The sequence below is a fragment of the sulfur-oxidizing endosymbiont of Gigantopelta aegis genome (assembly GCF_016097415.1).
Classification (GTDB): domain Bacteria; phylum Pseudomonadota; class Gammaproteobacteria; order GRL18; family GRL18; genus GRL18.
In genome coordinates this window covers 1,696,281-1,709,207 of sequence record NZ_JAEHGE010000001.1, presented here as the reverse complement: position 1 = coordinate 1,709,207, position 12,927 = coordinate 1,696,281, and the positions used below count along the sequence as shown (strand labels likewise).

16 protein-coding genes and 2 pseudogenes are annotated in these 12,927 nt (G+C 38.4%); 9 read left to right on the top strand and 9 right to left on the bottom strand.

The window, feature by feature from the left end; translation table 11 throughout:
• Positions 1-24: 24 nt before the first annotated feature.
• The 3 genes from JEU79_RS08635 to JEU79_RS08625 form a co-directional block, all read right to left on the bottom strand.
• Positions 25-498 carry a TlpA family protein disulfide reductase gene (locus tag JEU79_RS08635; protein ID WP_198263786.1) on the bottom strand — a complete coding sequence of 158 codons (474 nt, stop codon included), beginning with the start codon at positions 496-498 and terminating at the stop codon, positions 25-27.
• A gap of 58 nt (positions 499-556) precedes the next feature.
• Positions 557-1,741 carry a YihY family inner membrane protein gene (locus tag JEU79_RS08630; protein ID WP_198263785.1) on the bottom strand — a complete coding sequence of 395 codons (1,185 nt, stop codon included), beginning with the start codon at positions 1,739-1,741 and terminating at the stop codon, positions 557-559.
• 173 nt (positions 1,742-1,914) lie between these two features.
• Positions 1,915-2,253, bottom strand: a complete 339-nt coding sequence (locus JEU79_RS08625) for a hypothetical protein (protein ID WP_198263784.1) — start codon at positions 2,251-2,253, stop codon at positions 1,915-1,917.
• Between the two features lie 336 nt (positions 2,254-2,589).
• On the opposite strand from JEU79_RS08625, the gene wrbA reads away from it, so the two are divergent.
• Both wrbA and JEU79_RS08615 read left to right on the top strand, forming a co-directional pair.
• Complete coding sequence (gene wrbA / locus JEU79_RS08620) at positions 2,590-3,180, top strand: NAD(P)H:quinone oxidoreductase (protein WP_198263783.1); 591 nt, start codon at positions 2,590-2,592, stop codon at positions 3,178-3,180.
• Between the two features lie 41 nt (positions 3,181-3,221).
• The gene (locus tag JEU79_RS08615; RefSeq protein WP_198263782.1) at positions 3,222-3,623 is read left to right on the top strand and encodes a DUF2069 domain-containing protein; all 402 of its coding nucleotides are present in this window, start codon (positions 3,222-3,224) and stop codon (positions 3,621-3,623) included.
• A gap of 202 nt (positions 3,624-3,825) precedes the next feature.
• Here the strand turns inward: JEU79_RS08615 and hda are convergent, their stop codons facing one another.
• Positions 3,826-4,500 carry a DnaA regulatory inactivator Hda gene (gene hda, locus JEU79_RS08610; protein ID WP_198263781.1) on the bottom strand — a complete coding sequence of 225 codons (675 nt, stop codon included), beginning with the start codon at positions 4,498-4,500 and terminating at the stop codon, positions 3,826-3,828.
• 131 nt (positions 4,501-4,631) lie between these two features.
• Between hda and JEU79_RS08605 the strand changes: the two genes are divergently transcribed.
• From JEU79_RS08605 to JEU79_RS08585, 5 genes are all read left to right on the top strand, one after another.
• Positions 4,632-5,639 carry a 1-aminocyclopropane-1-carboxylate deaminase/D-cysteine desulfhydrase gene (locus tag JEU79_RS08605; RefSeq protein ID WP_198263780.1) on the top strand — a complete coding sequence of 336 codons (1,008 nt, stop codon included), beginning with the start codon at positions 4,632-4,634 and terminating at the stop codon, positions 5,637-5,639.
• 18 nt (positions 5,640-5,657) lie between these two features.
• Positions 5,658-6,314, top strand: a complete 657-nt coding sequence (locus JEU79_RS08600) for a Crp/Fnr family transcriptional regulator (protein ID WP_198263779.1) — start codon at positions 5,658-5,660, stop codon at positions 6,312-6,314.
• Between the two features lie 100 nt (positions 6,315-6,414).
• Positions 6,415-6,612 carry a YgaP family membrane protein gene (locus JEU79_RS08595; RefSeq protein ID WP_198263778.1) on the top strand — a complete coding sequence of 66 codons (198 nt, stop codon included), beginning with the start codon at positions 6,415-6,417 and terminating at the stop codon, positions 6,610-6,612.
• Between the two features lie 400 nt (positions 6,613-7,012).
• Entirely contained in the window at positions 7,013-7,519 is a 507-nt protein-coding gene (locus JEU79_RS08590) for an SEL1-like repeat protein (protein WP_198263777.1), read from the top strand.
• A 140-nt stretch (positions 7,520-7,659) separates the two neighbouring features.
• Positions 7,660-8,316, top strand: a complete 657-nt coding sequence (locus tag JEU79_RS08585; protein WP_198263776.1) for an NAD(P)H-dependent oxidoreductase — start codon at positions 7,660-7,662, stop codon at positions 8,314-8,316.
• A 142-nt stretch (positions 8,317-8,458) separates the two neighbouring features.
• Here JEU79_RS08585 and JEU79_RS08580 read toward each other — a convergent pair whose 3' ends face one another.
• Positions 8,459-8,752, bottom strand: a complete 294-nt coding sequence (locus JEU79_RS08580; protein WP_198263775.1) for a DUF6172 family protein — start codon at positions 8,750-8,752, stop codon at positions 8,459-8,461.
• 270 nt (positions 8,753-9,022) lie between these two features.
• Here JEU79_RS08580 and JEU79_RS26270 point away from each other — a divergent pair.
• Positions 9,023-10,132: pseudogene (locus JEU79_RS26270) on the top strand (efflux RND transporter periplasmic adaptor subunit); the annotation flags it as partial.
• Between the two features lie 132 nt (positions 10,133-10,264).
• On the opposite strand, the pseudogene JEU79_RS26265 reads toward JEU79_RS26270, so the two are convergent.
• From JEU79_RS26265 to JEU79_RS08560, 4 genes and pseudogenes are all read right to left on the bottom strand, one after another.
• Positions 10,265-10,486, bottom strand: a pseudogene (locus tag JEU79_RS26265) (transglycosylase SLT domain-containing protein); the annotation flags it as partial.
• 80 nt (positions 10,487-10,566) lie between these two features.
• Positions 10,567-10,734, bottom strand: coding sequence for a rubredoxin (locus JEU79_RS08570; protein ID WP_198263773.1), 168 nt, complete (start codon positions 10,732-10,734; stop codon positions 10,567-10,569).
• A 138-nt stretch (positions 10,735-10,872) separates the two neighbouring features.
• A complete protein-coding gene (locus JEU79_RS08565; protein WP_246540121.1) occupies positions 10,873-11,850 on the bottom strand; it encodes an integron integrase in 978 nt (325 codons plus the stop codon).
• A 148-nt stretch (positions 11,851-11,998) separates the two neighbouring features.
• A complete protein-coding gene (locus JEU79_RS08560) occupies positions 11,999-12,319 on the bottom strand; it encodes a hypothetical protein (RefSeq protein WP_214660534.1) in 321 nt (106 codons plus the stop codon).
• 192 nt (positions 12,320-12,511) lie between these two features.
• Between JEU79_RS08560 and JEU79_RS08555 the strand changes: the two genes are divergently transcribed.
• Positions 12,512-12,787, top strand: a complete 276-nt coding sequence (locus JEU79_RS08555) for a hypothetical protein (protein ID WP_198263771.1) — start codon at positions 12,512-12,514, stop codon at positions 12,785-12,787.
• Positions 12,788-12,927 lie beyond the last annotated feature (140 nt).

The window sequence follows — 12,927 nt, the reverse complement described above, 5'->3', positions numbered from 1 at the left end:
ATGCATTGATATAATCGTGACAATTTACTTCTCCTTTTTAGACTGACGTTCAAACTGAGCAATCATTTGGTTTAATTTTCTATCCGTGACCATGCCGGATATTTTTTTCTTCACATTGCCCTGTGGATCAATCAAAATCGATGTGGGCAGACCTCTAGGCTCTCCCAGAGTAGCGATAATTTCATCATTCACACGGGTGATAGGATAATTCACTAAATATAAAGCTAAAAAATGGTTTAATTTTTTATCACTTATGCCTGGCTCATAATTAACCCCTATCACCACTGCATCATCATTTTCCTGATGAAAATCAGTCAAATCAGGGATCTCTTTGCGACAAGGGGGACACCAGGTCGCCCAAAAATTGACTAAAACCCACTTCCCTTTATAGTCCGAAAGCTTCTGCACCTTGCCTTCCATGTCCGTAAAGGAAAAATTGATAGCCAGCGCATTGTTGGAAAGAAAGAAGAAGACCAATAATATTAATAGTTTTTTCATAATTTAATCAATAAAAATGCTAAGGCTGCAGTAAAATTCCTGTATCAGCTTAAATCGTTTACTCATCATATTGAGCAAACACTTGTTTGACGGGTATATTCAAAGTTTCAGACAACACTTCATTACTTTGACCGACTAGACGCGACAAAGGTTCATTATATCCCTCTTTTGGTAAGGAATAGGGTAATTTTTGATATAAATCCCATAATGTGACCACATCCAAATCAATTCCTAATGCCCACTGCTCATTATCAGTTTTTACAACCCAGCCCTTGGTATACAAATCACAGAGTATCTCAGACAAGGTATTTTCACGATTTAAAAAAGCATCGGCATACAATTGTTCAGTGCTGAGGCTGTGGCCTGTAAGAGCCGCTTTTGACAGTACTCTTAAGACATGAAAGGCTGACTGATAAGGGTGAGAAGGATGACTTGATGGTGCTCTTGAAAAGCTAAAATGAGCGAGCGAGTAAGTGGTCACAGCACCCAACAAAGTCACGAGCCAGGAGATGTAAATCCAGATTAAAAAAATGGGGACAGTCGCCAGAGCGCCATAGAGGTTATTATAGGTGGTATTATAGCTCACATAGAGTGCAAAGCCTTTTTTAGCAATTTCAAAAAATAAAGTTGCTGTTAAGCCGCCAATTAAAGCATGGGATAATTTTACCGGGGCATTGGGTACGACTAGATAGATCAAACTAAAGGCCAACAAGGTCATCACGATGGGGATCATTGATAGCATTTGTGTTCTGACCCCAATCGTGTCCGCAGCAGAACTTATAAGTGGCAATGAAACAATATAGGAGGTTACCATCAGGCTGATCCCCATGAGTACAGGCCCTAGTGTCAATACCGCCCAATAGGTTAAGAAAGTGCCCATGAGGTTTTTGCGCTTATTGCCACCCCAAATATAATTCAAAGCCTGATCGATTTGCCACATGAGCATCAGTGCCACGACAAAAAGCCCTATCAGGCCAACTAAAGTTAAACGTGAGGCTTTGCCAACAAATTCATTCAGATATTGTTGAATTTGCTCGCTGGATGAGGGGACAAAGTTTGCGAAAATAAATTGTTGTATTTCTAAAAACAAATCCTGAAAAACGGCAAAGGAAGAAAGTCCGGCAAAAATAACCGCCATTAAAGGAACCAATGACAACAAAGAAGTATAGCTCAGTGACGCCGCCGTTACGGTACAGCGTAATTGCACAAATTGTTGCAACACAAAAATAATAAAACGTGTCAAAAGGTTTAGGTAAGTCATCAGCAAAATATTTCATAAAAAATAAAACAAAAAAAAAGGGCAGACTTTCATCTTCCCCTTTTTAATATCTCAAGCTACACTAAATCTAAATGGTTTTATAAATAGCGCTTATAAAACCATTTATTACAGCTAAGCTTTACAAAGTGTGCTTAGGCTTAGTTAAAACGAGCCTTAACTGCTTTCGCTTGTTCAACACTTTGAAGTTTAGCCATTTTAGACTGTTCAAGCGCCTTAGTAGCTAAAGAAGTTGCTTTCTTGGTATCACCAGCAGCTAATGCTTTTTCTGCTTTCTTGATGAACTTACCAGTATCACGCCATGCATAATTGCCTTTTTTCGCAATCTTTAGTTCAGCTTTTGCATCAGAAATGATTTTCTGAACAGCTTGATCGCTTGCATTTGACTTGTTCATATTGCCAGAACTTTGACAACCTGTTGCAAGACCAATTGCTAAAGCAGCCACCCCAAGATACTTAGCATATTTTGTTAATTTCATTCTTCTAACGACTCCTGATTCTATTAATTCAGCTCTTATTTTAATTCAGTGTTAATTCAGTTATAGTCGATTAAGCTGTAATCGAATTGGATATCGATTAGGCCGTCACCGTTTAACCTGTGCTAAAGTTACCATTGCCTTAGAAAGCTGTCAAGCGAACCCTGCAAATAGACTGCCTTATAAAGATAGTTTAATGTTCTAATATAGGCTTTTTTATGTGAGATAATAGCTTTTTTTACTCGTTTAAGAAATAAATGACTATTTGTGATTGATTTATTTAACAATGCATCAATTATTACATTATAATATAGTAATCATTCATCTTTGAGGAATTTTATGTCTCATATTCTGGTGTTATTTTATTCACGTCATGGTGCTACCGCTGAGATGGCACATCTGGTGAGTCGTGGAATAGAAAAAGTATCCGGCATGCAAGCCATGCTACGTACCGTTCCTGAGGTTTCTACTGTCTGCGAAGCAATAGAGGGTAGCATACCTGATGAGGGCGCACCCTATGTCAGTAATGATGATTTAGCTAATTGCAGCGGTTTAATTCTAGGCAGTCCAACACGCTTTGGTAATATGGCCGCCCCGATGAAATACTTTATTGACTCAACTTCTGCCAATTGGATGGCCGGACATCTGGCCGGAAAACCTGCTGGATTATTTACCTCAGCATCCAGTTTACATGGTGGTCACGAGTCCACCTTATTATCCATGATGTTGCCCCTGCTACATCATGGTATGTTATTAGTAGGCTCGCCCTATAGTGAGCCCGAACTAATAGCAACCACTACTGGTGGCACACCTTATGGCCCCAGTCACCTAGCAGGCAAGGAAAGCAATATGCCCATCAGTCAAGACGAAAAGAATCTCTGTATCGCATTAGGGCAGCGTGTGGCTGACATTGCAATGAAGCTTAAATAAATTAATAGCCACTTAAATAAACCAAAAGCAAATTAAAAACAATGTTTGAAAATCAACCTGAAACTCAGAAAAAACTTCGTCTGACGCAAAATATTGCACTAATCGGCTATTTTTCGCTCTTTTTTATTTTAATGATAAATATTATCTGGTTAATCCCTTCCCGTCATTTTCCTACGGGACTGGTTTTATTGGTCATTGTCACTCCCCTGCTATTTCCTATGATGGGCTTATTAAAGAGCAATACCTACACCTATCAATGGGCCAGCTTTCTCACACTCCCCTATTTTGCTCACGGTATCAGTGAAGTCGCTGCTTATCCGGAGATTTGGTGGGCAGGGGTACTGGAAACATTGGCGGCTATCGTCATGTACCTAGGCTGTGTGATGTATGCCAGTATTTTTAAGAAAGAATTTAAGAAGAGACAGTTGGAAGAAAATGAGTGAGAAAGATACAAATTCGAGGACATATAAAATAGGCCTATTTATCTTTACATTGGTAGGATGTGGTGAGGCACGAACCGCATCATAGGTGTACATTTAAAAGGTGTACATTTAAAACCCGTACTTTAATACCATTGATGCGGTTCGTACCTCACCACATCCTACATCTGAAGCGTAAACAAGGTTTGATCTGTGGACAAATTCGTTACAAATAATTCTTGATGAACGGAATGGTCAGCTTGCGTTGTTCTGCCAGACTTTCATAATCTAATTTTTCCAATAATTGAATTAGCTCACTCATCTCTCTGGTGGCATGATTGAGTAAGTAACGAGCAATCTCATCGCTCATCGAGAGTCCCCGCAGCTCTGCACGGTGTTTTAAAGCGATAATTTTATCCTGATCCCCCAAGGCCATACTTTGATAAGTAAGTCCCCAAGTCAGGCGTGACTTTAAATCTGGCAAATTGATGGCCAGATTAACGGCGCTATTGCTTGCTGATAGTATCAAGCGCCCCTGATTCTCACGCATACGATTAAAAAAATGAAATAAGGCAACTTCCCATTCAGCATCACCGATCACCTGATCGATATCATCCAGACAAATGAGATCCATCATCTCCAGCCCTTCTAGCATTTCAGGGGGGAAATCATCATCCAACTTTAAGGGCAAATAGAGGGCATTCATTGCCTGAGCCTGATACTGCCCCGCAATCGCTTGCAACAAATGGCTCTTACCGGAACCACTTCCCCCCCAGATAAAAATCAATGATTCCTCATCATTTTTGAGAGAAAAGAGTAATTGTTGATTATCACCCACAATAAAATTGTCAAAACTGGCGTTTTCAGGGGCTTGAAATGATAGCGGTAATTGGTTTTTCATAATATTGATTTATAGAGCACTTAACTTATTAGTGCAAATAATTATTTTTTTAATGATGGGTAGATTATAATTCACAATGCACTGATATTAAATTGTTTTTCTAATAAGTCACCCACTACCCATAAATAAGCATGCTGACAAAAAAACTCACCATCCCACTACAGCGAATTGAACACCCGTTATTTAAAGCCAAAGGCTTAACGCTAGATAGCTTGCGCATCGATAAAACTGACCCATTAATTTCCGGTAATAAATGGTTTAAACTCAAATATAACTTCATTGAAGCCAAACAACAAAAACATCACACTTTAGTCAGTTTTGGTGGTGCTTATTCGAATCATCTGCATGCTTTGGCCGGTGCCGCAAAGGCTGAGAATCTTAATGTCATTGGTATTATTCGTGGTGAAGCACACTCCCCTCTGAATCCCACTCTCTCCGATGTCACCGCACTGGGAATGAAGCTCTATTATATTGATAGAAAAACCTATCGCAACAAACACTTAACGGAAGAGCTTGAGAAAATCAGGCAAATGATCATTAAAGATGATCCATTTTCCATGGGACAACAGGCCGGTAAATTTTATCTAGTGCCTGAAGGCGGCACTAACCAATTAGCAGTACAAGGTGCATCTGAAATTGCTGCATTTATCCCTGATCAAACCGATTTTGTCTGTCTCCCCTGTGGCACTGGCGGTACTTTTGCCGGCATGCTTTATGGGCTGATGCAGAAAAAAGCCACTTCATCACTCACGCTGTTAGGTTTTCCTGCCATGAAAGGTGGGCAGTTTCTAGAAGCAGTTATTAAAGATTTATTATCGCAACAAGTTCAAGCCGACAATACTCTTAACAATATTCCCAACAACACTACGAATAATAATACTATTGCATGGCAATTATTATATGACTGGAGCTTTGGTGGTTTTGCTAAAATGAACAAAGACTTAGCCCTATTTATCCAGGATTTTGAACTAAATTATCCACTGGAACTTGATCCAATTTACACAGCTAAAATGATGTATGCTATTGTAAGCCTCGCTGAAATGGATTTTTTTCCTCAGGGCAGTCGAATTATCGCCGTACACACGGGTGGTTTACAAGGCCGCAGAGGCATGATAGAAAGGATTCAAACTCATTTTTAAGGTTGAAAAATACGATTCATGGAACTAAAAAATACCATTTTACAGCTTTTCCCCAGACTGGCTGATGCAAGCGATAAGGCTGGCAATAATATTCTTAGCCAAGCACAACAAATGACCATTCCTAAAGGCACGACTTTATTTCGTCATGGTGATCAATGTCAGAACTATCTGCTGGTTATCTCTGGCTCGGTAAAGGTCATCACACGGGCTGAAAATGGGCGTGAAGTCGTTTTATATCATATTACTCGTGGTGGTTCATGTGTGCTCACCACCAGCTGTCTGATGTCGTCCGAAAACTACCCTGCCGAAGGTGTCACAGAAACTGACATTGTTGCTCTGGCGATTGCTAAATCTGTTTTTGAACAATATATGGCTGAATCTAAGGCCTTTAGACAACAGGTTTTTCGTTCCTATGGTGATCGCCTGATTAAATTGATCACTCTGGTAGAAGAAATCAGCTTTGCCAAATTGGACATTCGTTTAGCAAAGTTTCTATTAAAAAATGGCTCAGTCAACACCCCTATTCGCACCACTCACCAAGCCTTAGCGACCGAGCTAGGCTCAGCACGTGAAGTCATTAGCCGTCAGCTCAAAGAGTTTGAAAACAAGGGTTGGGTACAACTCAATCGCGGTAAAATTGAAATCATGAATCATGATGCTTTAGCCACCTTATAAAATAAAACAACAAAAAGCCTTTTTAAGTGACATTATCACTTAAAACTTGCCAGTTTTCTGTCACAATCACCTCACTGAAACAATAATTTTGGAGAGCGAAATGAAGAACGTTGGTGGCATTGATAAAATATTACGAGTGATTGTGGGCCTGGCGCTAATTGCCTCAGTTTTTGCATTACCCGAAGTAATGAGCCCTTGGGGTTGGATAGGTATAGTGCCTTTAGTAACAGGTCTGTTTAACTTCTGCCCTCTTTATCCTCTTTTGGGCATAAATACTTGTTCTAAATGTAAAGACTAATCTGCTTATTACCTGAATTTAGCGATTTGATTACCTTGTGAATAAATATCGCATTTATTCACAATAACGCTGAGTTTATACCAAGGTGCTTTTTTCATGTCCTCCCCAAGTTGCATGATTCTATAAAGAGCACCTTGCTATAAGCCTGCATTATTTCTAAAAGCAATCTCTAAAAGCTATCCATAAAAGCTATCAAAACATCATTTTACCATATTCTACTTTACTGATTTCAAAGGGAACATTGCCATAGACTCTACTATTTATAATAGTAAAATCTAGGGTATTCCCATATATTCCTAACCGTTCAATTCACTTACACTTATGAAGGTAATTATAAAAAGGGTCTATGGATGACCAATAAAAATAATATTACGCTATGCTGCAATAGCTAGGAGTGATTATGTCAATTAATAAACCGGCCTTATCTTTTTGTATTCAAGTATCCTGTTCCGCCCTACTTATAGTAGGCAGTCTCAGCGCGAGCGCATCGGAGTCATGCTCAGGCTTTTTTGAACAACAACACTATCAATCCGCACTTGAAAAATGCACTTTAGATGCAAAACATCATTCTCTGAATGCTAACTTCATTTTAGGTGAACTTTATATTAACGGTCTGGGCACAAAAAAAGATATTGCCAAAGGACTCTCCTATCATCAACTAGCAACCTTAAGCAATAATGTAGACTCAGAACTTGCACTGGGAAAATACTATGCTCAAAACAAAGACTATCTGCAAAGCCACGTATTTTTTTCCTTAGCATTGGATAGTGGTAGTTTGAGCGCACTAGACTTTAAAGAAAGTGCAGAGAAAAACCTTTCAGCACAAGAATTGACACTTTCAAAAGGTTATTTAAGTGTCTTAAAAAGTGCCATTGCTCAGCAAAGAAAACAACTCGCTGGTAACTAATCAGACAACTAACAACTCAAGCCGCGAACAGCAACAAATCATAACCGGGACTAGGGCATTTTGCCCGGACTCCCGCTATCTTTAGGCCACTTATTTAGTTATAGTTAAGCTTCTTAACTTAAAAAAGCCTATAGTCAATTATGAAACAACCATTCCTCGATGCCATGAACTTCCGTCATGCCTGTAAGACATTCGATAGTTCAAAAAAAATCAGCGCAGAAGATTTCAATTATATTTTACAATGCGCCCGTTTATCACCTAGCTCTTTTGGTTTTGAACCCTGGCGCTTTTTAGTCGTTCAAGATCCTGCATTGCGAGAAAAACTCAAAGAACACACCTGGGGCGCTCAAGGCACCCTACCCACTGCCAGTCATTTTGTTATTGCCCTAGTAAGAACCGCAAAAACAATGCGCTATGACAGTGCTTACATCGAAGATATAATGGCATCTGTGCATCATATACCTGAAGAATTTCGTATTAAGCGCAAAGCCTTTTATAAAACCTTTCAAGAAGTTGATTTTGATTTGTTGCATAGCGATAAAAACATGCTCGATTGGGCTAGCAAACAATGCTATATCGCCTTGGCAAATATGATGACCGGCGCTGCCTTCATAAAAATAGATAGCTGTCCCATTGAAGGATTCAAAGAACAAGCCTTAAACCAATTATTAGCCAGCGATTTTAATATCGACACCTCAGAATTTAAAGCAGCATATATGGTAGCTTTTGGCTATCGCACCGATCCCCAGCCAGAAAAAACTCGCCAGGCATTGGATGATATTGTTCAGTGGTTTTAGAAGTATCATGTCTCATAAGCCATGACTTAATTTTTCAGTCATGGTTATATTAGGCTTGTGAGTAAAAATCCTACAGCAGATATTAATGATATTGTAAGTTAAGCATTATCTCTATTCGCTTTCTTCTCTCCTTTGCCCTGAATTACTCAACTGATTTTTTGCTTCGCTTTCCCGGTTTGACCAAAACTTCCAAATAAAAAGATTCGAGATGTTTTGATTCGGCCTGAGAAATGTGTTTGTTAATGGCAGAAATATGAATAACTTCACTCGTTGCTTCATCATCACCAAAGCGGCAGTCAAAATCCCAAAAATCAACACCTTCAGGTAGCTCCTTTTTACGTTCTCTTTTTATATATTTTTTGACTTCATATTTGATGGCTTCAATAACCCTTGGAACTTTGATCTTTGGATTAGTCAGGTTAAACGTTTTTTTCATAGTGATTCCATAAGGGTGGCTGGTGTTTTTAAATAATAAACATCAATTATTAATAAGACCTGAATTCAAGTCATTAAAGAGCGAAGTGAAAATTACTCCATAATATTTTATTGTTATGTATTTGCTGCGTTTGTGCAAGGCTAATTACAAGTTTTATCTATGATTTTATATATGTCATTAATCGTGTAGAATGTACAGTTATAAGCTTTTTTATATAACAAAGCTGAACGGTTTCGATCATGTGCCAATACGCAAAAATCAGGATTTATTATGTCAAAGATTTCCCCCCCTTCTTTTTTTGTTTTACCCGCTTTTCTTGTGATATTGCTGGCTCTTTCCGGATGTGGTGAACAAAAAAAAGCACCTGCAGCTAAAGAAGCACCACCTCTTCCGGTTGAAGTGGTGACTATTGAAAATAAAAATGTACCTATCTGGATGCCCTATACTGGAAAAACAAAGGCGAGTTCTTCACAGCAGGTACGTGCTCGTGTGAGTGGTATTTTAGAAAAAATTTATTATAAAGATGGTGATACCATCATTAAAGGCCAGAAACTGTTTAAGATCGAACAGACTGATTATATTGCTGAACTTGAATTGCAAAAAGCAAAAAAGAAGCGTGATTTGGCGGCTTTAAAACTGGCCTTGGCTGATGTTAAACGCTATAAAATATTGGCCAAAGAAGGTCTTGCCCCTCAGGCTACTTTGGAGTCTTATCAGGCCCAGGCTGAGGCTTATGCCGCAGATATTAAGTATGATGATGCTAAAATTCAGCAGGCAGAGCTGATGCTCAGTTATACCATTGTCAGAGCACCCATTGATGGCCAGGCCAGTCGCCGACTGGTGGATATTGGTAATCTGGTGGGCAAGAATGAATCCACATTACTCACCACCATTAATAAAATTGATCCGCTTTATGCTTATTTTGCCCCTAGTGAAGAAGACTTTCAACGCATTGCACAATTTCGCTCATCTGAAGTGATGGATGCTTACATTGATTTAAACTATCAAAGCAACACTCTGAAAACACGGCGTATTTTTGGTACTGTTACTTTTTCTGATAATACCGTAGATCCAGGTACATCAACGATTAGTATGCGAGTGGAAGTACCTAATAAAGATGAAGCGATTTTCCCCGGGACTTTTGTTTATGTGAATGTCTTTATTACCGATAAAATTCCTTTTGTCGGCGTGCCACCACAGGTTATTTTTGAAGATCAGCAAGGTAGATTTGTGTATATTGTTGGTAATAAAAATACGGCACAGCGGGTTTATATTAAACCTGTCTATGAAACCCGTTTTTTTGTTTTGATGAAGCTGGATACGCTTAAAAAAGGGGATAAAGTGATCATTAATGGTCTGATGCGCCTTAAACCTGATCTTAAAGTCAGTCCTACAGATGTGACTGATACTAAAGGGATTAAGGCTATTATTAAAGCCAATAATCTTGACCCAGTCACGTACATAATCAGCCCAGGTCATGGTTTTGGCCTGAGAATAGCCATAGGCGGAACTGGCTCTACCAGTGGGGATAATGCCAAAAAAATATTCCATAGGTGGCTGAGCATCCGCTTTAAACGAACTTTCCTGGTACATCATGGCCATCGGCAGTTGCACCGGCACGCCCCACTTTTCACGAGTTGCCAAAGCAGCCTCATACCAATCATCTTTTTCTTTAAAGATTTCACAAAGATTATTGGGATTAGCAGGCGGCGAAGTGCTACAGGCCTGAAGCAATAAGATAGCCAGCAAAATACTGACTAATTGAAGTGTTTTAACAATTCGATACAAAAGCAAACTCCGCCTAATTAAAATGATTAATTCACTTCCACCATATCAAAATCAGACTTAGTTGTCCCACAATCCGGACACCTCCAAGTATCTGGCACATCATCCCAACAAGTACCTGCGGGAATACCTTCATCAGGACGACCGAGTTCTTCACTATACATAAAGCCACAAACAACACAAATATACGTTTTCATTTACTATCCTAAATAGGTGAAATTAATAATATACAATATAGCATAATTAAGAATGAGGTATATATGTATTGGTGGGGATTTTGAGGGAGTGGATTGGGGATGGGTTGGTGATAACAATAGAGTATTTAGTTTAGCTATTCATTCGCACCGTTCACCTTCAGATATAAAATCCAATGGGCTTTTTGCTTGTTTAATCGTTCTGCTCTGCAATGTATGAGTATATTTCATCGTTGTCCTGATATCACTATGCCCCAACAATTCTTGAATGGTACGTATATCATAATTTTCTTGTAGTAGATGACTCGCAAATGAATGCCTAAAAGTATGAGCTGAGGCTCTTTTCATAATATGAGCTGAATTTACAGCTTTTTTAATGGCTTTTTGCACTACCGTATCATGAAGATGATAGCGTCGGTATTCCTTTTTATCCTTGATTAGGGTCAGTGTTGGAGCAGGAAAAAACCACTGCCAGATATACTCCTTTGGTGCATTCTTATATTTTTTTTCTAATTGATCAGGTAAAAATACACCTGCAAAATTATCTTGTAAGTCCGCTTCATAAAGAGATGTTGTTTTTCGTAATTGATCTTGCAGCTCTGAAACTATACTTTGTGGGATCGGAACCGTTCGGTCTTTCTTACCCTTTCCATCATGTATGGTCAGAATTCCCGTATCAAAATTAAAATTGTGTATACGAAGATTCACCCCCTCAGAGATCCTTAAACCGCAGCCATATAGCAGCTTGACAATCAGATTAACTGGCAGCTCTAAATGGTCAAGGATCAGATCAATTTCATCCCGAGATAATACGACCGGTATGTAAGGCTTTCGTTTTGCTCTTGTGACCCCTTTGATTTCACCAAACTCTTTTTTCAGCACCTGCTTAAATAAAAAGAGCAAGGCATTAAATGCCTGATTTTGGCTGGAAGCAGACACCTTTCTTTCAACCGCTAACCAGGTCAAAAAATCAATCACATCCTGCTGACATAAATTCTGATAATCTTTACTTTTAGTATAGCCCTGCAACTGACGAGTCCAGGTTCGGTAAGCTTTCAGTGTTTTTGGTGAATAATGGCGTAGTTTAATCTCATTTTCTAACTGTTTATAAACAGACACCCAACTTTGTCCTGGGGTTTCGGGAGAACTATGTTGTACAGGTACTGGCTTCGATTGTGGTGCATCGGAATACTGTGTTGAAATATGAGTAGCAGTTTTTTGAGCTACTTTAATATTGGCCTCAATGACTGAGTCATTATAGTCTCTTTTAGTATGATGTGTTTTGATAAGAATAATTTTTAATTGGAGCGATATTTTGTTGACTGTGAGTAGATATACTTATGTCATAAAACAAGACTATGGCAAATTTGGCCTGATTTTGTTGTTGAACCGATTGCTTTTTTTCCTGCAATTTACCTAAAAACAAGGGCAAGCTGGACGATACAAATGGATTGTGATGATATTTGAGGCAAAAATCCCAATAATAGCGAAGCCACTTTGTGCAAAAATATTGTTCTGGTTTTGGTAGTTTCCTATCCAGGAGTATTTGAGTAAATTTTTGATTTAATTCATCAGGTAATTTTTGCATGAGCTCATCCATAAGCTTTTTAATACGTATTATTGTGTGTTATCCAGAAAGGAATTGCAAGCAATTAAAGAGGGTTGTTGAGCGAAAAACAAAAGTGTGCGATGATTAAACGAAAACTAGTCAATTACTTGTTAGGCTAAAAAGTGAGTTTAACTTATGCATCAAGAATTTAATTTATAATGAGAAATTACAATGAAAAAAATTAATGAATTAGTATTCGGGTTTAGTGATGCTGAGAATTACAAACGAAGAGAAAATAAAAACCTCTTTAATCAAGTATTTTTACGGAATTCATATCTTGAAAATATAATTGATCCTTCAACTACATTTCTAGTTGGCGATAAAGGAACAGGGAAAACTGCTTATGCAGTTTTCCTATCAAACAATGATTATAAAAATACTGCATGTTCTATTAGGTATATTAGGGAAACGGAATGTAACTTCTCAATAAGTCTGTGCAAAACTTGAAATAAAAACAAAAAAAGTCTTGACAGCATTTTAGAGGACAAAAATTGCATTTTCACTGCCCCATGTAATTTATCCCTATAAATGATCCTGTCGATCTGTCTCAGATCGAAATAGAATATTTTTGAATATTATCTTAACTG